This window comes from Parabacteroides sp. AF17-28, assembly GCF_003479205.1.
GTDB classification, from domain to species: Bacteria; Bacteroidota; Bacteroidia; order Bacteroidales; family Tannerellaceae; genus Parabacteroides; species Parabacteroides acidifaciens.
In genome coordinates this window covers 73,656-99,258 of sequence record NZ_QUGV01000016.1, presented here as the reverse complement: position 1 = coordinate 99,258, position 25,603 = coordinate 73,656, and the positions used below count along the sequence as shown (strand labels likewise).

Sequence of the window (25,603 nt, the reverse complement as noted above, 5' to 3'; positions counted from 1 at the left end):
ACTTACATCTTGTAGATAGTCACTAAATAACGAAAAACATGTCACTACAAATCATACATACCGCCGACTGGCACTTAGGGCAAACCTTCTTCGGGTATGACCGGGATGAAGAGCATGAGGCGTTTCTCACTTGGCTGACCGGGATGTTGGCGGAGCGGCAGGCTGACGTGCTGCTGATTGCCGGCGATGTCTTTGATGTTGCCAATCCTTCGGCAGCCGCGCAACGTCGTTTTTTCCGCTTCTTGAGAGAGGCGAACCGCCGTAATCCGCATTTGCAGGTTGTCGTCGTGGCGGGGAATCATGATTCGGCGGGACGGTTAGAAGCGCCGATACCGCTGTTGGAAGAACTGAATACGTCGATTGTCGGGATTATCCCCCGGACAGATTTGTGTAAGATCGACTTTGAATCGTTGCTTATACCCCTGTATAATAAAGAAGGGAAGCGGGAAGCCCTTTGCCTCGCCGTGCCGTATCTCCGGCAGGGAGATTATCCGGCTTCGGATGAGGGAAAAGATACCTATGTGGCAGGTATTACCCGGATGTACCGCCAACTCTATGAATATGCCGATGCGCAGCGGCAGCCCGGAGAGGCACTTGTCGCAATGGGACACCTGCACGCTACGGGAGCCGAACTGTCTGAAGACGACCGGAGCGAGCGCACCATTATGGGCGGTCTGGAATCCGTCAGCACAGATGCATTCGACGAAGGTTTGGCCTATACCGCCCTCGGGCATATCCATAAGGCGCAACGTGTTGGAGGCCGCGAGAATATACGCTATGCCGGCAGCCCGTTGCCCATGTCTTTCTCCGAACAACATTACCGTCATCAGGTGGTTGCCGTCACGCTCGAAAACGGATGCCTGTCGGGTTGGGAAGCGGTGCCTGTCCCTTTGCGGACCGGTCTGCATCGGATTCCGGCGGAACCGGCATCCCCGGCGGAAGTGCTTTTGCAACTTGCGGATTTGCCGCCGGCGGACACTCCGGCGGATCGCAGCCTCTGGCCTTACCTGGAAGTACAAGTCTTGCTGACCGAGCCCGATCCGGGTTTCCGGCACCGGGTGGAAGAGGCGTTGGCGGACAAGGCGGTGCGCCTGACATCCATCATCCCTTCTTATCCGAAACGGGAGGATGAAGAAGATTTCCGTCCTTTGTCTTATACGGACCTGCAAAAGATCGATCCGTTGGATATGCTCCGGCACGCGTTCACGAATCGTTTCGGAGGCGATTTGCCGGAAGAGCTGGAACAGATGTTTAATGAGGTAAGACGGGAGGTTTCTTTATGAAGATATTAGCGATACGAGGCCGCAACCTGGCTTCGCTGGAAGGTGATTTTGAAATTGATTTTACAGCTGAGCCGTTGCTTTCGGCCGGTATATTTGCCATCTCCGGTCCGACGGGAGCCGGAAAATCTACGCTGTTAGACGCCATGTGTCTGGCACTGTTCGCCCGTACGCCCCGTACGGATCAGGCGAAGGAAAACAATGTCAAGTTGCAGGATGTCAGCAATGAACAGCTGTCGCAGAGCGATCCCCGTTTCCTGTTGCGGCGAGGCACGGCTTCGGGCTATGCCGAAGTGGATTTTGTAGCATTGAACGGACACCGCTACCGGGCGCGCTGGTCCGTCTCGCGTGCCCGTGACAAGGAAAACGGACGTTTGCAGAATCCCCGTTTGGCCCTGTATAACCTGGATAAGGCGGAGGAGGAGCAAGGGACGCGTTCCGAGCTGCAAGCCCGTATCATCGACCTGATAGGGCTGACCTTCGAGCAGTTTACGCGTTCCGTATTGTTGGCGCAGAACGACTTCTCCACTTTCCTGAAAGCCGAACAGGGAGAAAAAGCATCCCTGTTGGAGAAGCTGACCGGGACGGAGTTGTATTCCGCCATCTCCCGCCAGATTTTCGAAAAGAATGCCCGCGCAAAAGAAGCCTTCGACGCGATTCAATTGCGCATACAGTCTGTCGAGCTCTTGACAGATGAGGAGGAAAGCGACCTGCGCCTCCGCCTTGCAGCTACGGAAAAGGAATTGCAGCACCAGGAAAAGGCGAAAGCCGAACAACAGGCGCTTCAGGAGGCTGTTCGCGCCGCCGAACAATCGATTGCCGCCCGGCAGGTGCAGCAAAAAGAGGCGGCCGACAGGCTGGCACGTGCAACGGAACTTCTGGCCATTGCCCGCCGCGAGTATGAAAAAGGGGTGGAGGAACAGCAAGCATCGGAAGCCCGGTTCAAGTCGCTTCAACAGGAAATCCTGCAAGCGCGTAAGCTGGATATCCAGCTGGACACGGCTCTCCGCGATCGCTCCGATTCGGAACAGCGCTTAAAAGATGCCACCGCCCGGAAGAAAGAGGCGGAAGACAAATACCAGGCTGCCGTCCTCCGCCGGAAACACGGGGCGGAAGAGATTGCCCGCCTGACCGCCTGGCGGGAACGTTTTAAGGATAAGGAAAGTATTGCCGAACAGCTTTCAGCCTTGTTGCTTCATCTGGATGCGGCTGCTGCCGCCCGTCTGGGTATGGAGACAGCCAGCCGTTCGATTGACTCTATTATAAAGGAGGTGATGGAATTGGGCAAGCAACTCATTGGTTTGCAAAAGACAGCCATGGGCAAGCAGCGGGTTTTGCAACAGACAGAGGAAGAATACCGGAAGCAGGAAGAAGGACTGAAGGCTATTGACGTCCCGGCACTGGATAAACAGATCGAGCAATTGCGCCGGGAACGGGAACAACTGCTGATCGAACAGGCCCGCCTGGAGGCTTCCGGGGATATAAAGGAGCTACGGGCTAAATTGCAGGAAGGGCAGCCTTGTCCGGTCTGCGGGAGTACGCATCATCCTTTCGTCGCCTCTCCTGACACCCCCCCTGCTCCCTCTCGAGAGGGGAAGGAGATAGTCCCCGTCGCCGCCATGACATTGCAACTACAGGCGTTATCCCAAAAGAAGGAGGCTTATACGGCCGGAACCCGCGAACTGGCCCGCCTTCAACAACAACTGCTCCGCCTGCATAAAGAACTGGCGGACAGCGAAGCCGCCTGCAAGGAGATCGTCAGCAAGCAACAGCTCGTCGCCAGCCGGCATGAGCAGGAACAAGCGACGGTGAAGGAACAAACCGCCAAGCTGGTCCAATCCCTTTCCGCTGCCGATGTCCTGTTCGGCAACAGCGATTGGAAGAAAGCCTGGCAACAGAATCCGGATACTTTCCGGAAGACCTTGACCGACTTTGCCCGCCAATGGCATGAGAATACGGATAAACTGCGCCTGTTGGAACGGCAGGAAAGCGCGCAGAAGGCGGAATGCGAGTCGCTCGCCTCTTTCCTCCCGTCTCTCGGCAAGCAATATGAGGAAGCTTTGCAGTTGAATGAAAAGAACCGCTCCGTCTTTACTGCTTTGCAGGCGGAGCGTGCCAAACTGCTGAATGGCCGTCCGGCGGATGCGGTCGAGCAGGAATATTCCCGGCGGATGGAAGAACTGAAGGAACGCCTGAAGAAACTGCTGGCTACCCAAACCGAACAGTCCGGCATTGCCGAACAGACACGCGGCATAGCCGACCAGATAACAAAAGACCTCGCCGAAGCCTCGGCCGACCTGGCCCGGCGCCGGGAGGCGTTGGATAGATGGACGGCAGATTATCTCGCCTCGTCGGATGGCAGGCAGCTTGAAGACACCTTGCCCCGTATAACGCAGGAGAAAACAGAGTTGGCTTTCCGGCTGCGGACCCAGGCCGATAATAAGGCGAAAGTATCCGGCTTGCAGGAAGAACTGAACGTTCGGCGCATCGAAAGCGAACGCTGGGCGAAGCTGAATGAACTGGCCGGCTCTGCCGACGGTGCCAAGTTCCGCCGTATCGCCCAGGGATATACGCTGGATGTCCTGCTAAGCTATGCCAATGTGCAACTGCGCGAACTGACACGCCGTTACCGCCTGGAACGCGTCCCCGAAACGCTTGCCCTCCAGGTGATAGACCGGGATATGTGCGACGAGGTGCGTACCGTCCACAGCCTTTCGGGGGGTGAATCGTTCCTTGTCTCGCTGGCGCTTGCCCTTGGGCTGTCGTCCCTCTCGTCCAACCGGATGAAGGTGGAAAGCCTCTTTATCGACGAAGGGTTCGGCTCGTTGGATGCCGACACGCTCCGGGTGGCGATGGATGCGTTGGAGAGCTTGCGTACGCAGGGACGGAAGATCGGCGTCATCTCGCATGTGCAGGAAATGACCGAGCGCATACCCGTACGTATCTGTGTGAACCGTGCCGGCAATGGGCGGAGCTATCTGGAAGTCCTGTAAGCTTATACCATATCTTCGCCGGTCCGTACAATTGCGACTTTCAAGGTCTTATGGAACGGGATAAAGCGGGAGATTATGGCCATGATGATGGTAAAGAGCAGGGTGTAGCCGATCAGGGTTTTCAGTCCCAGCAACAGTCCTTGTACCTGCAAGGTATTGTAGAGTGTATTGGTGGCCAGCTGCGTGGCATCTTCCAGGGGGCGGCCTTGTGCCAATGCACTTTGTAGCGCCTGGTTGTATGGACCGGCGGCGAGCGGGTTGTCCATGCGCATGGTTTCGGATAGGACGGACATCGATTGCAACTGCATCCGGTAGATCATATTGTTGAAGAACGAGGCGGCGAGCGCAGGTGCGAGTGCCGACCGGAAAGTGATCAGGAAAAAGGCGTTGTATATCGTCAGCTTCGGGTCCATATCTTCCACCACATAGACACCGAAGGCGATAAAGAGGATCAGCATCCCCATTCCGCGGAAGAACATTGGCAGGTATAGCATCTCGTACGTCCCGTCCGGCCGTATGCCGAAATAGAGGATTGCCAGGTAGATGGCGAAGCAGGTCATTCCCCAGGCTATCAGCCGCCTGAAGCGCCACCGCTGCCACCTGAACCACCAGAAACAGATAATGGCTCCGCAGATGAAACCGGGCAGCATCCAGAGGTAGAGCGAATTGGCATGTACGCTGTCCACCCTGAGCACCGAGTTCAGATAACTCGTGAGCAGCGAGCTGGAAGAAGAAAGCACCATCGTAATCACCATGAACAGGTATCCGATCAGCGCTTTGCTGCTGTTCAAAACCGTAAGTCGTATATAAGGGACTTTACGTACCTTCTGCCTGTACACGAACAGCCACAGGAGCACCGGAATGATGCAGGTGTAAGCCACTATCTTGTCCGACGAAAACCAGTCGAGCGTTTTGCCGTAAGTCGCCACATAGATAATCATCAATAGGACGGACGAACCTAACAGCATACTCTTCCAGTCGATCTCCCGGAAAGGGAAACTGATCGGCCGGCGGGCATAGCGGAAACAGATGAGGACGAACAGGATTGCCACCAGCAAGAGGATGATCACGAAATAATACATATACTGCCACTGGTAGGAGTAGGCAAGCTGCGCCGTCAACGCCATCGATATCTGGCCGCCGGAGAATACCAGCGGATAGAAGTAGGCGTAGAACTCGCTGCGGACGTTCGACGGACTGAAGAACGGGCGTGTCATGATGATGAACTCCAGCATGACGAAAGCTTTCAGTATGCCGATAAAGAAACTGCAGGCAATGACAATCTCCATCTTTGTCACGTTGGCGCAGATCAGGCTGAGGACAACTTGTAGCATAAGGTCGCTCAGCAGGACGGTTTTTGTGGTGATGACCGGCCGTAGCTTGGGAATGATGGGGTAGGCGATTGCCATACCGGCTGATGTGGCGTAATAGGCCATGCGGATGTCTTCGCTCATCACGCCTAATGTGCCGGACACTTCGATGATATCGCCCGTGTACGCCCCGTTGATCAACATGATAGGAAGCAGTATGACGAAAGCCGTAACAAGCCCCAGCCACCGGGGTACCCAGGGACGGATCGGAACGTTCAGTGCTTGTAGCCGGCTCATCTTCTTCCTTTTGTTGTTAGTGTTTCAACAGGGCTTCCGTTTCTACCATCATACCGGCCCGGAGCAGTTGCATGTCCTCGGGCGAAACATCCTGCAGGTCGATCCGGACAGGGATGCGTTGCTGTATCTTGACGAAGTTGCCGGCGGAGTTGTCGGTCGGCACAAGGGAGTATTTGGAGCCGGTCGCTTCGGAGATGGCGGTGACGACGCCGTGGAAGGTGCGTTGCCGCCAGGCGTCTACCTTGATAAGCACTTTCTGGCCGATGTAGATGTTGGGGATTTGTGTCTCCTTATAGTTGGCGGTTATCCATTTATCCTGTTCGCGAACCAGATAGGTGAGGGTCTGCCCAGCTTGGACCAACTGTCCTTTTTCGAGTGTGCGGCGCCCCATGTAGCCGTCGTATGGGGCGGTGACGACGGTGTAGCTGAGATTGAGTTCTGCCATTTCCAGTTCCGCTTCTTTACGGAGGATAGCGGCGTCGGCGCTGCCTGTCTTTTTGTTTGTTTCCGAATATTGGGATTGGGCGGCCTGCTTCTGGTGTGTCAAGGCTTCGTAGCGTGCCTGCATGGCTTCGTAGTCGGCTTTTACCTGTTCATATTGCTGACGGGAGACGGATTCTTCCTTCAGGAGGTTGGCGTAGCGGCGGTAGTCTTGTTCGAGATGCCAGAGGCGGGCTTTCGTCTCGGCGATATTGGCATCTTGTACGGAGACGTTCACTTCCGAGGTGCGGATACCGGAGCTGAGTGCGTCACGGACGGCACGGGCATCCATCAGGGCGGCTTCGGCATCTTTCTTCTTAATGCGGTATTCGCGGTCGTCGAGGATGAGAAGCGTATCGCCGGCGTGTACGAACTGGTGTTCGGTGAAGCGGACTTCATTGATGTAGCCCGGCACGCGGATGTTGACGGGGATTACGTATTGGTCGACCACTGCGTCGTTCGTGATCTCGTAGTTGACATACTTCCAGAAGTAGTGGACTGTCCACGAGATACCTGCCAGGATGAGGAGGGTGCAGACGGTGTTCACGATGATATTCCTGATCTTTATCCGTATCAGCCGTTTTCTTCTTTTATGATGGATAGATGTGCTCATTTTGTTATGGGTTTATAAGTTTCCACATGCGTGCATAAGTTGATAATAGGTATAGACCGCTTCGCTCTGTGCCGTCGTAAGCTGTAGTTCGGCGTTGAGCCGTACGCTGCTGGCGTCCAACAGGTCTGTCAGGATGGACAGCTGGTTGAGGTAGCGGTTGTTGACGATCCGGTAGTTTTCCTCGGCTTGGCTGACGGAGAGTGTCAGTGCTTTCACCCGGTCGATGGCTTCCTGGTGGCGGATGTAGGCGGTACGTACATTGACGCGTATCTGTTGCATCATCTGTTCCTCGGCGTTGTGGCGGAGGCTGACGTATTGCCGTGCTTCCTGCATCTTGTGCTTGTTCCGGTAGAGGGACGAGAGGTTGTAGGAGAGGCTGAGGGCCACGTTCCAGTTGTTGGCGAACATATCTTCCATCGTGCTGGTGAGCGGTCGTGACAGCGTATTGCCGGCATGGATGGAAAGCGATGGCAGGTAGTCGGCCCGTGACAGGCGGATGTCGTTTTCTGCCAGGCGTGTATTGTAGCGGGCGATTTGCAGGCCCGGGTAATTCGAGTAGGCTTGTTGGATATAGGCTTCGCAACTGCTAAGGGAGGTACTGGCAGCCAGGAGCGTGGTGTCCGGCCGGATGAGCAGGCTTTCGTCGAGTCCGAGCACGATGTCGAGCTGTTGGGAGACGATGGAGATGTTGTCGTTGGCTTCCCGGAGTGCGAGCTGGTCGTTGGTGAGTTGCAGTTCGCTGCGTATCTCGTCGTTGCGTGTGACGATGCCTTCTTTCCACATACGGCGGATGTCTGTTAGGCGGCGGTCGGATTCCTCGATGTTGCGTGCCAGCACTTCCGTCTCTTTGTAAAGGGCGAAGAGGTCCATGTATTGGCGGAGGAGGGAGAGCTTCACGTCTGCCTGGTCGCCTGCCGTACTGAGGGATGCTACCTGTCTTTTGAGTGAGGCGCGGCGGATGGTGTTGCGTATCTTACCGCCCTGGTAGAGCGGTTGTGCCACTTCTACATTGTAGTTATGCGACCAGTCGGGCATATCGGGATGCGTCGGCTTCGACAGTCCCTGCCGGAAGATGGTGGATTGGCCGATGTAGCCGGTTGTCGCTCCGACACTGATGTCGGGCAGCTGTTGGGTACGGGCCGTCTTTTCTTCTTCGCCGGCAATCGCTTCCTGCATCCGGCTGGCCTGGAGGCGGAGGCTGTTTTCGGTTCCTAACTTGAACAGTTCGTCGAGGGAAAGAGGATAAGCCTGCTGCTGGGCATTTCCCGCAGCAGGCTTGGTGAATATAAGTAACAATAATAAACTATATCTTGTCCAGTATCTCATCCAGTTTCTTTAAGTTGTTCATAAACGATTCAATCTGGCGGGTTGTCAGGCGTGCGCCGACTTCATCATAGATGTTATGGAGGAGCGGCTTTACGCGGTGTGAAAGTTCTTCCCCTGCTTCGGTCAGGTGGATTTGTTTGTTGCGCCTGTCCGACGGGTCTTCACGCCGTTCCACCCAACCTTTCTTCTCCAGGTTATTGATGAGATTGGTCAGGCAGGCTTTGTCTTTGGCTGTCTGTTCCGCCAGATATTGCTGGCTGACTCCGGGCTTTTTCCATAGGCGGTGCATCACCTGGAGCATTTCGAATGTCATGTCGACGTTATTGGACTTTAGTACTCTCTGTATAGTTTGGCGGAAAGTCATTCGCGTCTTTAAGATTTGGAGTACTAATTCGTGTGCTGCTTCATTCTCTACCATTGCTGTCTTGCTGTTTTGCTTTTCCGGCGCAAAGGTAGAAAATATCTTTGGTATTTTGGTTAAAGGTTTAACTAATTATTTGCTGAGACGCTGTTCCAATTCGTCTAACAGGCTGACGCGTTCCAAGGAGAATGTGTTGTCGTGCGTCTGGATATATTCCAGCAGGAGCTTGGCCCGCTGCAACATATCCTGTTCTTCGCCGGGGTGGAGGTAGCTCTCTTCGATCAGGGTTTTGACGGCGATCTCGAGACGGGGAATGCCACCGCCGTCATCGCTGTTGAGGCGGCGGATCAGTTCTTCGAGCGGAACCGTCATCAGTGTCAGACGGTCCAGCTTCAGGGAGGTGTACACGGTTTGTATCAGTTCCGGAATACGGCGGGCTGCATTCGTGTTGCGGTTCGTAATGATCTGGAGGACGACTTTAGCCAGTTCCTCGATCTGTACCATGATGAAATCTCGTTTAAGCACGTTGGTAAATTAAAAATTAAGAATTAATAATGAAGAAATAATTGTCCATTGTCCATTGTCAATTGCTTACGGTGACTTTGATGATACGGACGTCCTTTTTCGGGCGGTCGTATTCGTCGCGGGGCTGTCCGGCAATGGCATCGAGCACGTCGAAACCTTCAACGAGTTCGCCATATACGGTGTAGTTTCCATCCAGGTGATGGCAACCACCTACGGTCGTGTAGGCTTTCCGTTGCTCTTTGGTGAACAGCAGGTGCCCGGGGGTGGAGCGCACCACTGAATCGACCTGGGCATTGATCTGGCGCAGACGCTTCTGGTATTCGCGCTTGTTGCTGACTTTTTGCATACGCAGTTCGGCGCGGACGGGGTAGAAGTATTTCTCCATCGCTTTCTCCTTGATGTCCTGGTTGGCAATCATTTCCAGCGTATCCAGTTCGCCGTTGGTATAGATCTTTCCCTGTACGATGTAGAATTGGGACATGTCCGATTTCTTTTGCGGATTGATGTCGTCGTTCTGGCGGGGAGCGGCCAGTGCTCCGCGTTTATTGAAACGGTGGGGTCTCATCTCCGGCATGATCTCTGCGTTCCGGTCGCCGAAACCGCAACGGGCACCGGCTGGAGCGTTGCGCGAGTCGGGTGCGCCACCCTGTATCATAAATTCAGGGAGCACACGGGTAAACAGTGTCCCGTCGAACTCGCCCCGTTTGGCCCGGTCTATGAAGGTGCGGACGTGGTTGGGAACGTCGTCATACAACTTTGCTTTCATCGTCCCGGCACTTGTATTAATGGTTACTATCTTCGCCGGTACTTGTTCCGATGCAGATGTCACCGTGTCTGCATCGTTCTGGGCAAAGACCGGCGACAGGCAGGCCAGCAAGCCCAATAGGATATAATAGCTCTTTCTCATCTTTTAAATTATTTGGCGGGTAAAGATACAATTTATGTTGTTAAACACAAAGTAAATATCTACCTTTGCTGTCCTTAAGGCGAATAAAGATAATAACTACACGTATATATTATGAATTGGATTAACGATTTGTTATGGGGTGAGGGCATTGGCCACTCCATACTTCTACTTTCCTTTGTGATTGCTGCGGGCATACAGTTGGGTAAGATCAAGGTCTTCGGCGTCTCTTTAGGAATTACTCTGGTGCTGTTTGTGGGAATCATTTTAGGGCACTTTGGTTTTACTATCAACCACAACGTGATTCACTTTTTCAAAGAGTTCGGACTGATACTCTTCGTCTATTCCGTGGGTATGCAGGTCGGGCCGGGTTTCTTCTCTTCCTTTAAACAAGGGGGGATCACGCTGAATATGCTGGCATGCGGAATCGTATTCCTCGGCGTGGCAACAGCTATCATCCTGCATTATGTGACCGGCGTTCCGATGCCGACGATGGTGGGTATCTTGTCCGGGGCAGTAACGAATACGCCGGGATTGGGTGCCGCCCAGCAGGCCTATTCCGATATGCACGGGGTGGCGGACAATACAATCGCGTTGGGATACGCTGTTGCTTACCCGTTGGGTGTGATCGGGATCATCCTGTCTATCATCCTGATCCGGTATATCTTCCGCGTGAGCTTCGATAAGGAGAACGAGCAACTGAACAGTGAAGATGCCTCCCACACCAATGAGGCTAAACCTATTTCGCTGGTGGTCAAGAATCCGGCTATCTTCAATAAGACTGTTGCCGGACTGTCGAACCTCTTGGAGCACCGCGACTTTGTGATCTCGCGTATCTGGCGCGACAGCGATAAGCAAATCGAGATTGCCTCTGCAAATACTGTCTTGCAGGAGAACGACAAAGTTTTTGTGATCACGACTGAGGCGGATGCGGAAACGATCAAGGCCTTTATCGGCGAGGAGATCGACATGGAGCGTAAGCAGTGGATTCGCATGGAAAGCCAGTTCATCAACCGCCGTATCCTGATCACGAAGCCGGAACTGAATGGCAAGCGCCTGGGACAGTTGAAGCTGCGTAAACTTTACGGTATCAATATCACCCGTATCACCCGTGCCGGTGTCGACTTGGTCGCCAAGCCGGGACTGACCTTGCAAGTGGGCGACCGTGTGAATGTTGTCGGTACGGAAACGGCAATATCCAATGTCGAGAAGGTCTTGGGCAACTCGATGAAACGCTTGAACGAACCGAACCTGATCACGATTTTTGTCGGTATTGCATTAGGTATCATCTTAGGAAGCATTCCTATCACCTTCCCCGGTATTCCGCAGCCGGTTAAGTTAGGTCTGGCGGGTGGTCCGTTGATTGTTGCTATCCTGATCAGCCGTTTCGGCTATCACTATAAACTGATAACCTATACGACACAGAGTGCGAACCTGATGTTGCGCGAGATCGGTATCACGCTATTCCTTGCCTGTGTGGGGATCAGCGCCGGTGACGGTTTTGTCGATACGATCGTGAACAATGGCGGTTTCGCCTGGATCGGCTACGGCTTCATCATCACGTTTGTTCCGCTGATGATCATCGGCTGTATCGGACGTTACTTCTGCAAGGTGAACTATTTTACCTTAATGGGACTTATCGCCGGTAGTACGACCGACCCGCCTGCATTGGCCTATTCGAATGCGACAGCCGGAAACGATGCTCCGTCTGTCGGCTATGCAACTGTCTATCCGTTGACCATGTTCCTTCGGGTACTGACGGCGCAGTTGTTGATATTGTTCTTTGCATAGGATATAATGTAAATATGTACATATCCTTATTTGTCGGTGTACCGTAGAGATGTATGGCTGTGCATCTCTACGGTACATTGTATAAAGCGTGAAGGTCCTGACGAGTCAGGATCGCCTGTAAAATGGTATCGCAGTACTTCATGGGTTTATAGTGCCGTAAAGGAAGGAACAACCCGGAAGATAGAGTGAACGATGTGGGATGTGTGCCCCCTCCGTACCTACCCGCTATTCATGTCACAGCTGTGAAACAAAAGAACCCCAACCGTAACATAGAAGGAAGACAGTTGTGACATGGAAAGAATACAGCCGTAACATGCAATAGAGGCCCGGAGAAATGACTTGTGCTAAAAGTAATCTTTATTTCTTTCCGGAATGACCGTTGTACTGTCCGGTGCTGCCGGACGCAGCGGGATCAACGGGAATCTTTTTCGCCGGCGGAAGATGTCGGAGAAGCGAGTGAAATCTTTCTTATACATGATACCGACGCCTTGCGTGGTGAGGGCTTGTTTAAGGAACATATACATGTCGTTGGCATGGTTGTAGGCTTTCAGGCGGATGTCGCCGCTGGGCGTCAACAGGTATTCGAGGTCGAACTCGCCGATGAAAGCGTTCTTCTGGGTCGCGTTGTTCTTATAGCCGAAGTTTCCGTTAAAGATCAAGCGGTTGTTCAACAGCTGGCTGGAGAGCAGCATCTCCACTTCCGTATCTTCGATGCCGTCCTGGCTGGTACGGATGTTGGTTCCGAGTTGCACTTTATCCGTGAAACTGTTCATAAGGCTCGATATCTGGGACGAGATGGCGGACGAGGCAACGGCGCTGAAGTCGTTCGACTTAAACTGGTTGTTCGTGTACTCCGGCGTATAGAACTTGTTGAGGACAAGCAGATAGACGATCTGTTTCGTCATCATGTCTTCGGTGTCCACGAGACTTTTCACCTGTCGTTCCAATTCTTCGTTAGAGCCGGGCAGTTCCAGATCAAATGAGATAGTTGGGTTGCGCAACACACCATCGAGGTTTAGCACGCAGTTGACCGGAATGTTTCGCCGTGCGCTTTCGGAGGCGAAGCTGGCATCCAAGTCCTGTATGTTGGCAGTCAGGTTATAAATCGCGTTGACGTTCATTGTCGCTTCGAACGGGTCCCCGCGGAAGTTGATGATACTGCCGTCGCGTATCTTAAAGTCTTTGTGGATGAGCTGTTGGAGGCTGAAGTTATAATTTCCTTCAACGATGCCGATGTTGCCGTACATGCGGAGGTCCGTCTTCGTACCGTATTGTATCTGGAGGCTTCCGCTGCAATTACCGGCAATCTTGTCACCGCCGACAGGGTCCATGATCAGTTCGATTCTGGCATCGGGGGTAATGTCGAGCAGGAAATTCATGCGTAGTTCCGCCCCGTCATCTTCGTCTTTGAAGATAAGGGGTTTAATAGAGTCGGCCGGTGCGGTCCGGGCTATCTCGCGTAATTTCTTTTTATCGACGAAGGTGATGAAGTCGTAGTCGGCCGCCGAAGAGTTGTTCATAAAGTCGAGCTTAACGGAGGTCTTGGGGTCGCTCCGCATATTGATGTCGAAGTTGATCAGCTGTCCGTTGCCTTTAATAGAGGCGGTACCGGTTCCGAAGACAGTTCCGAATATCAGAGGATTCTGTTTCTGGGGGGCGTCGAACACGAGCATGTTGTTTGTCTGGACGTCGACATCGAAACTGACATCCTTAAAGTGCTGGTGGTTGACGGTCAGGTTCACCTTAGCCGAGTTGCCGAACTTGTCGTGTACGGTTACGCCCCGTCCGATGATCGCATCCTGCGTCAGGTGGATGGAGTCGGAGAAGGTATAGTAGGTATTCAGGTATTCGATGCCTAAGCCTCCGTCGAGCACATAGGCGTCTCCTTCCACGTTCAACGCCTTGAACGGACCGTGGAGGTGGACATTCCCGAAGCCGCGCCCCTGCATGTTCTTGGCTACATTCTCGACAAAGGGATGCAGGAAAGCGAGATTGATATCGTTTGCCCCGAAGAAGAGCGAGAGGCCGGCGTTCTTGCCGACGGGATAGACGTAGCCGCTGACGTCGGTCCAGGTCGTGTCGTTCTTGTAGATGCTTCCTAACATGAGGATACCTTTCTGCTGGTCGTCCCATTCGCTGAAGAGGTTGAGGCGGCCCAACGGTACCTGGTTGAACGAGAAGTTCTGCACTTCGAGGTCGGTGTTCAGCATCCGGCTACCGTATAGGTCGGTGATATTGAAGGTCCCTGTCGCCTTTCCGGCAAATTGCAGGACAGGTATGTTCAGGATGTCGAAGATATAGCTTAGCTCTACTTGTTTCAGGTCCAGCAGCAGGGTGTCGGACGGGTCCCGGGAAACGACACCGTCCATGTGGAGGTATTCGTTGCCGTTGGTGACGGAGAAGTTCCGTATCCCTATTTTGCCGTCGGCTATGGAAATGGTGGATGGAGCGATATGCCAGGTCGAGTCGTTCAAGACCAGCGGGCTTTCGTTCAGCGAGATTTCGGTACGCAGTGTGGCCGGTCCTTTCTCCTGTTCTTCTTCAATGAAGAGGGTAGAGGCGGAGAGGTCGGCTTTGAAAAGGCGCTGCTTGTTGTTTGCCCAACCGACCAGCGTATTCACATGGTTGTCTTTTGCGTCTACTTTCAGATCCAGGTAGTTGCGCAGCCCTTTGGCGTTGTAGTTGGTCGCTTTTAGCTGGAGGTTCACCTTGTCTTCGGGATTGTCGCACGTCAGGTAGCCGCCTTCGAACATGGATTTGCCGATGTTGAACTTCGGCAGGTAGGCTTCGAAACGGAAGCGGTTGTATTGGTTGTTATAGTGTCCTGTGATGCGCCCCTGGTGCAGCATGGTAAAAGGCAGCTTCAGGGTGTTTGAGATATCTTCCGTGTTTTCGATTGTCAGCAAGAGGGAGAAGTTGTTTTCCTTTATCTCCTGTTTCTTCTGCGTTACGTTTATCAGGGCTGGCACGTATCCTTTCAGTGTCTTCATAAGGCTGGGAACAATCGTAGTGAAGGAGTAGGCTCCTGTCACTTCACCGTTCAGGACATCGGACGATATTGTCAGATGGCGGTCCAGCGAATGGCCTGTGGCTTCCACTTTCAGTTGTTTCAGGAAAAAACTGTCCGGGGCAGTCCGGAAAGAAAGGCTGTCCAGCGTGATGCTACCTTCCAGGTTATCGATATTGTTTCCTGTGAAGTCGGCGTAGAGCGAGCAGGAGATATCGGGTGCCTCGTACTTGTCGGTCAGGTGGAGGCTGTCCGGGCGGAAATGTTCGAGATGCGTGGTGAAGTTGAACTTTGAGTTTTTCCCTTCGTGGAGGAAGAGGCCTTCGGCATAGAGCTTGCCGTTCGGGTCGTCGATGTCGATTATCCCGTTGAAGCCGTTCTTCTTGAAGTTTCCTGAGAGGAGGATGTTCTCGTATTTATACCCTTTATATTCGAACTCGTCGATACCTGCTTTGATATTTCCCGAGAAAGAACCGTTCTTCGGGCGGCGGGTGTCGAGTGTAAGGTCCAGCTTGGCTGTCCCGTACGGGTTGCCTTCCGGGAAAAGCTCGTCCAGATACAGGGTGGAGGTGGAGAGATGCCCTTTCAGGTAGGCGGCTATATTGTTCTCTTTGTCGCTACCGAAAATAAGGTCGGTCTGCACGGACCCGATGGCGGACGAGAATTTGCCGAATGCCACAAGGTTATCGAAGAAACCGGATATCTCGCCGGTGAAGTTAATCGTTCCTAACTTGACAATCGCATCAGGAAGCGTGACCGGATGTTCGTTGAAGTTATTGGCCATGCCTGAGATACCTTCGGTCGTAATGTACATCTTGTTTACCTGCCCGAAGATATAGGCGTCTTCCGGATGGGTGATCCCTTTCATCTCCATTTTGCCGATAAACAGCATCTTATCGCTGTACTTCAGCGTCAGCCGCTTGAGGTCGATGTTGTTGATATAGCCGGATGCTTCGGCCGAAAGTTCGATTGCCTCCGAGAAATTGCGGAATGCAGGAACGAAGGCGGAAAGGTCTTTCAGGCAGACCTGGGAAGGTGCGATATTCAATACGACCGGCGAATGGTTCAGCAGTTCGTTCACGTCGGTCGCCTCTTCCAGATTGATATGGGCGCGGTCTATCTTGAGATCCGTCTCCGGCAGTTTGATTTCGAAGTTATTGATGATAGCGCTGTCTTTGTTTGCCACCACATTGAGCGAGAGTTTGTTCAAAGAGAAACCGGAGGCTTCGTCGAAACTCATCTTCTTGATGTTGGCGTTGAGGCTGTCTTTGTTGAATGCCTTCATTGCTATCTTGGCGCTTATGTTCTTTATGTCGATATGCTTGGCGTTGAACTTGCCGGGTGTGTGAGGGGCGTCTTCCACGTCGTAACGGAAGTTACCGCGCCGGATCAAGATCGAATTGAAGCGCAGGTCGATATTGGAATCCTTCTTAACCGTATCTTTACTGGCGAAGGCGTCGATTACGAATTGCAGGTTCAGCTTGCTTGTCGGTGTCTCCTTTTTCAGGTTGGCGGTGAAGCCGAACAGGCGGGCGGTAGAAAATACGATCTTGCCTTTCATCAACGGGAGTATCTCGAATCCGGCCGATACATGGTTGGCTTCGAGTAGTACATTGCCGTTTTCATCCTCCAGATACAGATTCTCAAGCACCAGGCGGTTGAACCATTCGATGTCTACATTCCCGATTCGGACGGGCACACCTAAACGCTCGGATAATTCTGACGTCGCCGTGTTTGCCACTTTTTGCTGCACATAAGGAATGCGCAACAAGATGGCCGGGGTTGCGTAGAATATCCAGAACAGAGTGAGTAGGGTGATGATTATGTATTTAAGTCCTTTGATATCTTTACTATATTTAAGCACAAAACTACAACAATATCCCGAGAGATTTCGTTAATTTGCACAAAAATTAAAACGAAGATATGAGTGTGACTATATTAGGAATCGAATCATCCTGCGATGATACTTCCTCTTCTGTAATACGCGACGGCGTGATGCTGTCGAATGTAATTGCCAGCCAGGCTGTTCACGAAGCCTATGGCGGTGTAGTTCCCGAGCTGGCTTCCCGCGCACATCAACAGAATATTATCCCGGTGGTTGCCGAAGCAATCAAGCGTGCCGGTATCGATAAATCCGAACTGAGTGCTGTCGCTTTTACCCGTGGTCCGGGCCTTATGGGATCGTTGCTGGTGGGGACATCCTTTGCCAAAGGCCTGTCCGCTTCTTTGAATATCCCGATGATCGAGATCAACCATTTACAGGCGCATGTATTGGCTCATTTTATCAAGGAGACGCCGGAAGACGATCATGCTCCTTCGTTCCCGTTCCTTTGCCTGTTGGTTTCGGGAGGAAACTCGCAAATCATTAAGGTGAATGCCTATAACGATATGGAAGTGATCGGACAGACGATTGATGATGCGGCGGGTGAGGCGTTTGACAAGTGCGCGAAAGTCATGGGGCTCGGTTATCCCGGTGGTCCTGTCGTGAACCGCCTTGCCAACGAAGGCAATCCGAATGCTTTTACATTCAGCAAACCGCATATTCCAGGTTATGACTATAGTTTTAGTGGACTGAAGACCTCTTTTCTCTATACCCTGCGCGATAAGTTGCAGGAAGATCCTGATTTCATCGAGAAGAACAAGCAGGATCTCTGTGCCTCTCTGCAAGCAACAGTAATTGACATCCTGATGAATAAATTGCGTAAGGCGGCAAAGGATTTGAATATAAAAGAGGTGGCTGTTGCGGGTGGCGTCTCGGCCAATTCCGGTTTGCGCGATGCTTTCCTCGATCATGCCAAACGGTTCGGCTGGAAGGTCCATATCCCGAAGTTCTCTTTTACAACGGATAATGCGGCGATGGTTGCCATAACAGGTTATTACAAATACCTGGATCAGCAGTTCTGTCCGATGGATGCTGTTCCGTTCTCACGTGTGTTGAATAAGTTGGGATGATGGATATTGAAATTGAAATAGGTGAATTGCTTCGTTCCCGTCATTTGATGATGGGAACGGCAGAAAGCTGTACCGGTGGATATATTGCACATCTGATTACGCGTGTGGCGGGTAGTTCCGATTACTTCTGCGGGGGGGTGGTTTCCTACAGCAATGAGGTAAAGCATCATGTGCTGGGCGTTTCGGAAGAGAGCCTGATGCAATATGGCGCCGTCAGCCGTCCGGTTGTCGAACAGATGGCATTGGGGGCTATCCGTACGTTGGGTTGTGATTGTGCGGTTGCCACTTCCGGTATCGCCGGTCCCGGTGGCGGAACCTCTGAAAAGCCGGTCGGGACGGTCTGGATTGCTGCCGCCCTGAAAGACAAAGTGGTGTCCGAATGCTTCCATTTCGGCACGGAGCGGGAAGAGAATATCCGTCAGGCGGCTCGTACGGCGTTGAGGATGTTGAAGGAGATGTTGCAGCTTTGATGCTCAAATATCTTCTCCGTTTTCCTTCTCTACTTTCAGTTGCAGGATGTTTTTTGCGTTGAGCGGTGTCACAACAGGTTGCCCTGTTTTTTCCTCGAGTTCCACGCGGGCGTTACGAGCTATTGTAGCACCTTGTTTGGCTACTTCCATATGATCTCTCATTGTTTCCGGAGTTGTGGCTTCGGATATTTCTTTGGTGGAGAGTTCGGCAAGCATATTTAATACCAATTCTTTGTTCGTCATGTTGTCCCGAAGATTTTCTTTCTTTAAGCCTTTAAACTGTTTGTATTCCTTGGCTGTTTTATCGGCCCAGGTTTTGTAGATGATATCGGTCAGTGTGGCAAACTGTATGCCTTCCTGCAAACCGTGCCGTTTCCATTCATCGGTTAAGTCCTTGCGTATCTCGATGCTTTTTAAACGTTGGTTGATCCAGCTATCGGAATATCCCAGCCGTTTATAGTCGAGCATCGCTTGCTCGATAGATAGTTCCGGGTCTTGCATCTGGTCGAGACGCTCTGTTGCAATCTGTGCCATCCATTGTTTAAAAGGTTCAGCCTTCGGGGAGGGAATGGATTGTATCAGGCGGAATAGCTGTTCGGTGGTGGCGACGTCGGTTTTGTAGTATTTGCCGTCTGATGATAGCATTTTCAGTTGACTACAATTTGTAGTCAACTCACTTCCTTCTTTTTTTAGACGATTTTTTAGTACACTCCAATATTTTCTTGGATTAGGACTATCTGTTAATACTGCTATTACGTCTACAATGGAAAAATACCATTCTTCCTTGTCGCTATCCCATAAGGTACGTACCTTTCTTTCTTCAAAGATTTTGATTGTGTTCTGTTGTGTCATGTTTGATATTTATAGGTTTGGAACAAAGGTAATCATTTCTATTCTAAATGTATCACTATAACTTATTTATCTTGCGCCTCCAGGCATCCCGTATAAAACATCCGGTTGTTTTCCCGTGTGGTTTGATTGGTTATGTGGAATTGGGGGAATGTCTGTTCGAGGCGTAGTGCCAGCGTGTCGCCTAACGGTGCGTACAGGCTGTCGGCGGTTGCGTTATAGGGGAGGCTGCCGAAATAGCAGAGGTGGTTTTCGTTCATGAACAGGTCGGCACCCAGCCACCAATTCCGGATTCGCCATTCGGTCGAGTCGGGCAGGGAGACGTACAGGTTGAGGCTGTCCGACTGTATCATCAGGTTCAAAGGAGCGTTCGCGTCAAATGTCCGGCGCAGGCGGTCCTGGTCGGGGAGCAAATAGTTTTGCTTGTTCTTTTGTATCTGGGCGACTTCTTCCAACAGCTTCTTGCTATAGCTTGCCACCCAGATGCCGTTGTATTGGTAGTAACCGAAGAAGCGGTTGCCGTTATCCGGATAATAGGTGAATACGATATCATTCCTGGTCTGTTTTTGTGGGGCAAATGAGCCGAAAGCCTTTTGCAACGTATTCTTTTCTATCCGGTTGATAAGATTCTTTCCTGCTTGTGTGTATAGGACGACCCCTTGAGGATGGAAGGAGAGTAGCAATGGGGAAAGATCCCGGTTGTTTTGGATAATGGAAAGGTATATTTCCGGTATCCGGGAAGCGAAAGCGTCGTATTCCGGTTTCCGGGATAGTATGTATTTAGAGAAAGCGGCAGGACGGTTCACACTCAGGATTGCGTCTGATGCCGGAGCCACCAGCGTATATAGATCAGTTTGCACAACCTTCTTCTCTTTTTGCATTTTGCCTAAAAAGAACCAGACTGCCACCAGCGTAGCGAGAGCAGCTATTGTAAACGTCACTATTTCCCGCTTGTCAGCTTTCATTTCTGTCTTACGTTTTCTTGGGATCCAGGAAATATTTGCACCAAGGTTTGAGTCCGCATTCCTCACATTTAGGCTTGCGGGCGATGCAAGTATAACGTCCGTGTAGGATCAGCCAATGGTGGGCGATCGGAATCTGTTCCTCCGGGATATGCTTCACCAATTCCTTTTCTGTCTCCAACGGCGTTTTGCTGTTGTTGGTCAGGCCAATGCGGTTGGCTACGCGAAAGACATGCGTATCGACAGCCATTGCCGGCTTGTTGTAGACGACCGAGGCTATGACATTTGCCGTCTTGCGACCTACGCCGGGTAACTTTTGCAGTTCGTCGATATCGGATGGTACGACACCACCAAAATCCGACATCAGCATCTTTGCCATGCCGACCAGATGTTTCGACTTGTTGTTGGGATAGGAGACGCTCCGGATATATTCGAAGATGACTTCCGGTGTCGAGGCTGCCATTACTTCGGGAGTCGGGAAATCCTGAAAGAGGGCGGGAGTGATCATATTCACCCGTTTGTCCGTGCATTGGGCGGATAGGATTACGGCGATAAGCAACTGATACGGATTGTCATAATGCAACTCCGTTTCGGCAACCGGCACATTCTCGTTGAACCAGTTCAATACCCCTTTATATCGTTCCTCTTTTCGCATATCATTATTTAATGAGTGACATCGTATTTTTACCAAGAAGCAGTCCCAGGAATACGGCTAACAATCCTAACAGATTACTGGTCAGTATATTCAGAAATGCCAGTTTATATTCGCCGGTTTTCATCAGCGACATCGTATCCAGTGCAAACGAAGAGAATGTGGTAAATCCGCCGAACAGGCCGGTGAAGAGAAAAACTCTTGCGTTAGCAGAGAGATTGGTTGTTTCGGCTATGCTCCAACAAAAGCCGATCAAAAAAGATCCGATCACATTGACCGAAAGTATCCCGAAAGGGAAGGAGTGTAGCATCGAACGCTGTACCCACGTCGAAACCCCGAAGCGGAACAGAGTACCGATTGCCCCTCCTGTTATAAGTAGTAGAACCTTTATCATACCATTTACGTTTTTAGTGTGTTTTTCCCCGGGTTGGTTAAGGACCCGGGGAAGATGGTAAATGATTTAGGTTCTCAACTTAATTGGCTGACTCAAACTGTCTCAGGAAACGAACATCGTTTTCGGAGAACATGCGTAAGTCTTTTACTTGGTATTTCAGGTTTGTTATACGTTCGATACCCATTCCCAATGCATAGCCGGAATATACTTTGCTGTCGATACCGCAGTTTTCCAGTACATTCGGGTCTACCATACCGCAACCGAGGATTTCCACCCAGCCGGTTCCTTTACAGAACGGACAGCCTTTGCCACCGCAGATATTACAAGAAATATCCATTTCGGCGGAAGGTTCGGTGAACGGGAAGTAAGAAGGGCGTAAGCGTATTTTCGTATCCGCGCTGAACATTTCCTTGGCGAAAAACAGTAAAGCCTGTTTCAGGTCGGCAAAAGAAACATTCTTATCCACATACAAGGCTTCTACCTGGTGGAAGAAACAGTGTGCGCGATAGGAGATTGCTTCGTTACGATAGACACGTCCCGGACAGATGATGCGGATAGGAGGTTCCTGATTCTCCATTACGCGGGTCTGTACGGAAGATGTATGTGTACGAAGTAATACGTCCGGATTATGTTGGATAAAGAAAGTATCCTGCATGTCGCGTGCCGGGTGGTCTTCTGCAAAGTTCAGAGAAGAGAACACATGCCAATCGTCTTCGATCTCCGGTCCTTCAGCGATGCTGAATCCTAAGCGTCCGAATATGTCGCAGATTTCTTTCTTTACGAGTGAAAGCGGATGGCGGGTCCCTAATTCGATCGGGTAGGCTGTACGGGTAAGGTCGATGTCATCGTTTACCGTCTGTACATTATCAAAGCCTGCTTTCAGTTCGTTGATTTTATTTTGAGTTGCCTCTTTCAGTTTATTGAGGTACTGGCCTACTTCACGCTTCTGATCTGCCGCAACGTTGCGGAAATCGTTCATCAACAAAGAAATTTCACCTTTTTTGCTGAGGTATTTAATGCGTAATGCTTCCAGTTCTTCAGCGTTAGCCGCTTTCAGGTTCTCCACTTCATTAAGCAGAGCGTTAATCTTATTGATCATTTCTAATCATTTTTGTTTTCAACGTGCAAATTTAGCCCTTTCTTTGGATACTGCAACCGATTGTGGCTGGTTTTTTTGAAAAAATAGAAGCATTTACCCGCTTTTTATCAGAAATTGTAAGCTACGCCGATACCCAATACTTCCTTGAATTGCACTTTTGCACCATGTTTTTCACCTTCTTTGTTAAAGGTTTTCACATTATTATCGTATTTGAGTGTGGTGTTGAGTGTCGCGCTGAGGTATTTGTTAATCTTCATATTGATCAGCATATCCCAGTTCACGTCTACATTGCCGAACTGCTTGTCGTAGGGGGTGAAGAAATCGACGCTTGTGATCAGGTTTACGTTCTCCATAATCTTTTGTTCCGCTTTTGCTTTGATGAAGGCGCCGAGTTCCGCTTTAAAACGGTCTCCGGGATCGACACCGAATGCTCCTTCATTTGACAGGTAGTCGTCTTCCACAAATGTCAGTTTGCCAGCAATCGGGGAGAGATAAAGGGAATAGTTGCTTTTCGGACGGAAGTCCATACCGAATGAGATATTGGAATAGGCCGGAGCAAAGAATTTGGAAATGTAATGTGATTTGTCCGGATAGTTATATCCCTTATAGAACTGGGTGTTGAGGTCGGCCATTGCCGTATAATACCATTTCTCACTTGCTTTATAGCCTAACTGGGTAGAGAATGCGATCTTATCGGATGTTTTCTGCACACCTTGCGATTTCGTTTTCGTCAATCCGTAATCCAGTCCGATGTTGCTGATCCATAGCCAATTCGCTCGCTTATGGGTAAGCGTCCCGTTCAGGTATGCATTGCCTGCAAAAGAGTTTTCACCACCGGCCGACCAGTTGCTGACTGCCGTTTGCGACATATTGACACCGGTAATGCCTTTCAGCACCCATTTCCCTTCTTCATACCCTTTGTCATCTGTTTGACCGTATCCGGCAACGCTTCCCATCACGAGTGCTACCATTAAATATACACGTTTCATAAATTCTGTTTTTGTAAGTTGTTTTAATTGAAGACGTCTTTTATAAAACAACAGGTAGCACCCGATTTTGTTTATTTTGAGGAAAGCTTGATTTCCGGTTATGGCAGATAAGGTTTGCCTACCGTCAGTTTATCTCCCGATAAATCGATTTCGAAAAGATGAGGGACACGGATGTATTTCCCGTTTACATCTTTGTGGCTATGGACGGACATCAACCATTTTCCATCCAATGTTTGAAACAACATGCCATGCCCGAAATTAGGCGGGGTAACAGGTTCTTTCTCCTGTATCCAGGGACCGTCCAACGTTCCGCTTTCCGAATAAGCTACTCCCTGTGTGTAATCCTGGAATACCCAACTTGTCCAGATCATACCTAAACGTCCCGTACCAGTCCTGAACAACCAGGGGCCGTCAGTCACCCGGTTTGGCAGAACTTTCTCTCCCATCTTTTCACGACTCCAGGGCGAATCGCTGGCACGGAACAGTATTTTGCCCTTTCCGGCGGGACCGCTTAGATCCGGTTTCAACTCGATCTTTTCGATCGTCCCGTTCAGATTCTGTAGCCATTCGTGGCAATAAACCATATAAGGTTTCCCATCGCCATCAACCCAGAAAGTGCCGTCCAGTGTGGGCATGTTTTCCGGAAGATAAACCGGGTCTTTCATCGGCTTGTAAGGTCCGTCGGGTTTATCGCTGACCAGGATATGGCTGGCGCGGCGGGGGATTACGTTTCCTTTTACGGAATCTATCCGGATCGCGTTGTTTGTAAAAGTTGCGAAATAATAATATTTGCCTTTGTATTCGTGTAACTCTGCCGCCCAGATCTCCGGCTTGGGACCCATCCATGAGTCCGGATCGGTTTGTGTAACCTGATACGGACCTTCCCACAGAGCGAGGTCCTTGCTTTTCCACAGACGTCCTCCCGTTCCGGTCATATAATACATATTAGTCTTTTTGTCAGCCAGGATACATGGATCACTCAGGTGGATGGAATCCAAAGGTATAGCCGTATATTTGCTTTTCCAGTATTGTTCCAGCCGGTCGGCTTCCTCTGTTGTGATTTGTATCACTGCTCCATGTTTGGGGGAGGAGAAATTAGTACATTTCATCACCCCTTCGTTGAAATGTCCGAGGTCTTTAAACGTGACGAAGTCCGTTGTTTCGACAAAACCGAAATTATGAGGCTTGATACTGAATATATCGTACATCAGTACCCATTTGTCTTCTCCTATGCGTTTCCAGACGTTGGGCGCTTCACAAGCTCCCGGTTCCAGGTCTATCCATTGAGGCTGATAAACGTAGTCTTTGTTGATCTTATCGGACATGGCCATCTTTATGCCGCCCGTTTTTTCCTGTGCTACGTATGTCATACAGAAACGTCCGTCGGGCAAGTGCGTGATGTCGGCATCCAATACCTGGATTTCCGGATTGGGATATTCGAAGAGGATGGCGGGTTTTGTCACCAAACGGGTAAAATCGTCATCCGTATAGGCATAATAAAGTTTGGTTTTTCCTTTTCCTTCCTTGCGGATCGTGAAATAAATCATCATTTTCTTCTCCACAGGGTCGTAAGTCGTTTCGGGAGCCCATGCACAACCGATCTCTCCGAATTCATCGGGAAATGCTTTGTCGATACGGACACAGGTGTGCGTCCAGTTTATCAGATCGAAAGACTTCATCAGTATCAGTCCTCGGTTGTTTCCCCAGCCATAAAGTTCCCCGTCCCGTTCCCATTCGGTTGTCCGGTATCCTTTCTCTTTGGCAAAAAGATGTAGGTCGGTCATGGCCATATAGAAAGCACCGTCCGGACCGCGATAGATATGCGGATCACGTATGCCGCGCTGTTCGGCTATCGTATCGCCGGCGATAACCGGTTGTCCGTTATTAACAGCCGTAAAAGAATAACCGTCACGGCTGACAGCCATAAAAAGGCTATGTGTCGGGTCCGTAAAATAGACCATCAGGTAAGCTCCCATATCTTTTTCCGACGGTATGGTATGGGTAGTTTTTCCTTTCGGTTGGGCAAAGATTCCGAAGGGCAGCAGTAAGCTGAACAATACAATAAATACACCTTTATTCATGCTATTCGATATTAAGATTAAATATGGGTGCAAAAATAAGTGATTTATTGACACGAATACAAAGAAAAGATTTTAAAATGGAAAATTCTTACTATATGAATTTCTAATTATTTGTAGAGACTGTCAATCTGTAAATCATTACGGGTAATTTTCATATGATGGTCATCTTTATTATTTTCTGATCCTGAATTTTATTGGATAACCTGTATAAAACAGGTAATAGTTAACAAAGATAAGTTTGTTGTCTGTTGTTCCTTGTTTAAGGGTA

Annotated in this window: 19 protein-coding genes; 5 read left to right on the top strand and 14 right to left on the bottom strand. The window is 50.7% G+C overall.

Annotated features, from left to right (window positions below; all coding sequences use genetic code 11):
- Nucleotides 1–38 precede the first annotated feature (38 nt).
- Together DWW90_RS12855 and DWW90_RS12850 are read left to right on the top strand one after the other, a co-directional pair.
- Nucleotides 39–1,283, top strand: coding sequence for an exonuclease SbcCD subunit D (locus DWW90_RS12855; protein WP_122345264.1), 1,245 nt, complete (start codon nt 39–41; stop codon nt 1,281–1,283).
- Complete coding sequence (locus tag DWW90_RS12850; RefSeq protein WP_122345263.1) at nt 1,280–4,273, top strand: AAA family ATPase; 2,994 nt, start codon at nt 1,280–1,282, stop codon at nt 4,271–4,273. The genes DWW90_RS12855 and DWW90_RS12850 overlap by 4 nt, the downstream gene beginning before the upstream one ends.
- Nucleotides 4,274–4,275: 2 nt before the next feature.
- Here DWW90_RS12850 and DWW90_RS12845 read toward each other — a convergent pair whose 3' ends face one another.
- The 6 genes from DWW90_RS12845 to DWW90_RS12820 form a co-directional block, all read right to left on the bottom strand.
- Nucleotides 4,276–5,880 (bottom strand): MFS transporter, encoded by a 1,605-nt coding sequence (locus DWW90_RS12845; protein ID WP_122345262.1) that lies wholly within the window; start codon nt 5,878–5,880, stop codon nt 4,276–4,278.
- A 16-nt stretch (nt 5,881–5,896) separates the two neighbouring features.
- Nucleotides 5,897–6,973 (bottom strand): HlyD family secretion protein, encoded by a 1,077-nt coding sequence (locus DWW90_RS12840; protein ID WP_122345261.1) that lies wholly within the window; start codon nt 6,971–6,973, stop codon nt 5,897–5,899.
- 12 nt (nt 6,974–6,985) lie between these two features.
- Nucleotides 6,986–8,299, bottom strand: a complete 1,314-nt coding sequence (locus DWW90_RS12835) for a TolC family protein (RefSeq protein WP_122345260.1) — start codon at nt 8,297–8,299, stop codon at nt 6,986–6,988.
- On the bottom strand, nt 8,277–8,717 hold the full coding sequence (locus DWW90_RS12830; RefSeq protein ID WP_122345259.1) for a MarR family winged helix-turn-helix transcriptional regulator: 441 nt from the start codon (nt 8,715–8,717) through the stop codon (nt 8,277–8,279). Before DWW90_RS12830 ends, DWW90_RS12835 begins: the two co-directional genes overlap by 23 nt.
- A gap of 75 nt (nt 8,718–8,792) precedes the next feature.
- Entirely contained in the window at nt 8,793–9,185 is a 393-nt protein-coding gene (locus tag DWW90_RS12825; RefSeq protein WP_122345258.1) for a hypothetical protein, read from the bottom strand.
- A gap of 58 nt (nt 9,186–9,243) precedes the next feature.
- Nucleotides 9,244–10,092: a peptidylprolyl isomerase gene (locus DWW90_RS12820; protein WP_115500865.1), complete on the bottom strand. Its 849-nt coding sequence runs from the start codon at nt 10,090–10,092 to the stop codon at nt 9,244–9,246.
- A gap of 111 nt (nt 10,093–10,203) precedes the next feature.
- On the opposite strand from DWW90_RS12820, the gene DWW90_RS12815 reads away from it, so the two are divergent.
- Nucleotides 10,204–11,880, top strand: a complete 1,677-nt coding sequence (locus DWW90_RS12815; RefSeq protein WP_115500864.1) for a putative transporter — start codon at nt 10,204–10,206, stop codon at nt 11,878–11,880.
- A gap of 344 nt (nt 11,881–12,224) precedes the next feature.
- Here DWW90_RS12815 and DWW90_RS12810 read toward each other — a convergent pair whose 3' ends face one another.
- Nucleotides 12,225–16,691 (bottom strand): translocation/assembly module TamB, encoded by a 4,467-nt coding sequence (locus DWW90_RS12810; protein ID WP_233547747.1) that lies wholly within the window; start codon nt 16,689–16,691, stop codon nt 12,225–12,227.
- A 119-nt stretch (nt 16,692–16,810) separates the two neighbouring features.
- Between DWW90_RS12810 and tsaD the strand changes: the two genes are divergently transcribed.
- Together tsaD and DWW90_RS12800 are read left to right on the top strand one after the other, a co-directional pair.
- Entirely contained in the window at nt 16,811–17,839 is a 1,029-nt protein-coding gene (tsaD, locus tag DWW90_RS12805; RefSeq protein WP_122345256.1) for a tRNA (adenosine(37)-N6)-threonylcarbamoyltransferase complex transferase subunit TsaD, read from the top strand.
- Nucleotides 17,839–18,309, top strand: coding sequence for a CinA family protein (locus DWW90_RS12800; protein ID WP_122345270.1), 471 nt, complete (start codon nt 17,839–17,841; stop codon nt 18,307–18,309). The genes tsaD and DWW90_RS12800 overlap by 1 nt, the downstream gene beginning before the upstream one ends.
- A gap of 3 nt (nt 18,310–18,312) precedes the next feature.
- Here DWW90_RS12800 and DWW90_RS12795 read toward each other — a convergent pair whose 3' ends face one another.
- The 7 genes from DWW90_RS12795 to DWW90_RS20835 form a co-directional block, all read right to left on the bottom strand.
- Nucleotides 18,313–19,161 carry a Bro-N domain-containing protein gene (locus DWW90_RS12795; protein ID WP_122345255.1) on the bottom strand — a complete coding sequence of 283 codons (849 nt, stop codon included), beginning with the start codon at nt 19,159–19,161 and terminating at the stop codon, nt 18,313–18,315.
- A gap of 62 nt (nt 19,162–19,223) precedes the next feature.
- The gene (locus DWW90_RS12790; RefSeq protein ID WP_122345254.1) at nt 19,224–20,123 is read right to left on the bottom strand and encodes a hypothetical protein; all 900 of its coding nucleotides are present in this window, start codon (nt 20,121–20,123) and stop codon (nt 19,224–19,226) included.
- 7 nt (nt 20,124–20,130) lie between these two features.
- Nucleotides 20,131–20,775 (bottom strand): endonuclease III, encoded by a 645-nt coding sequence (gene nth / locus DWW90_RS12785; RefSeq protein WP_122345253.1) that lies wholly within the window; start codon nt 20,773–20,775, stop codon nt 20,131–20,133.
- Between the two features lie 4 nt (nt 20,776–20,779).
- On the bottom strand, nt 20,780–21,166 hold the full coding sequence (gene crcB, locus DWW90_RS12780; RefSeq protein WP_122345252.1) for a fluoride efflux transporter CrcB: 387 nt from the start codon (nt 21,164–21,166) through the stop codon (nt 20,780–20,782).
- Between the two features lie 79 nt (nt 21,167–21,245).
- Nucleotides 21,246–22,265 carry a phenylalanine--tRNA ligase subunit alpha gene (pheS, locus tag DWW90_RS12775; protein WP_115501154.1) on the bottom strand — a complete coding sequence of 340 codons (1,020 nt, stop codon included), beginning with the start codon at nt 22,263–22,265 and terminating at the stop codon, nt 21,246–21,248.
- A gap of 107 nt (nt 22,266–22,372) precedes the next feature.
- Nucleotides 22,373–23,254, bottom strand: coding sequence for a DUF3078 domain-containing protein (locus DWW90_RS12770; protein WP_122345251.1), 882 nt, complete (start codon nt 23,252–23,254; stop codon nt 22,373–22,375).
- 98 nt (nt 23,255–23,352) lie between these two features.
- Nucleotides 23,353–25,335, bottom strand: a complete 1,983-nt coding sequence (locus DWW90_RS20835) for a family 43 glycosylhydrolase (protein ID WP_233547744.1) — start codon at nt 25,333–25,335, stop codon at nt 23,353–23,355.
- Nucleotides 25,336–25,603 lie beyond the last annotated feature (268 nt).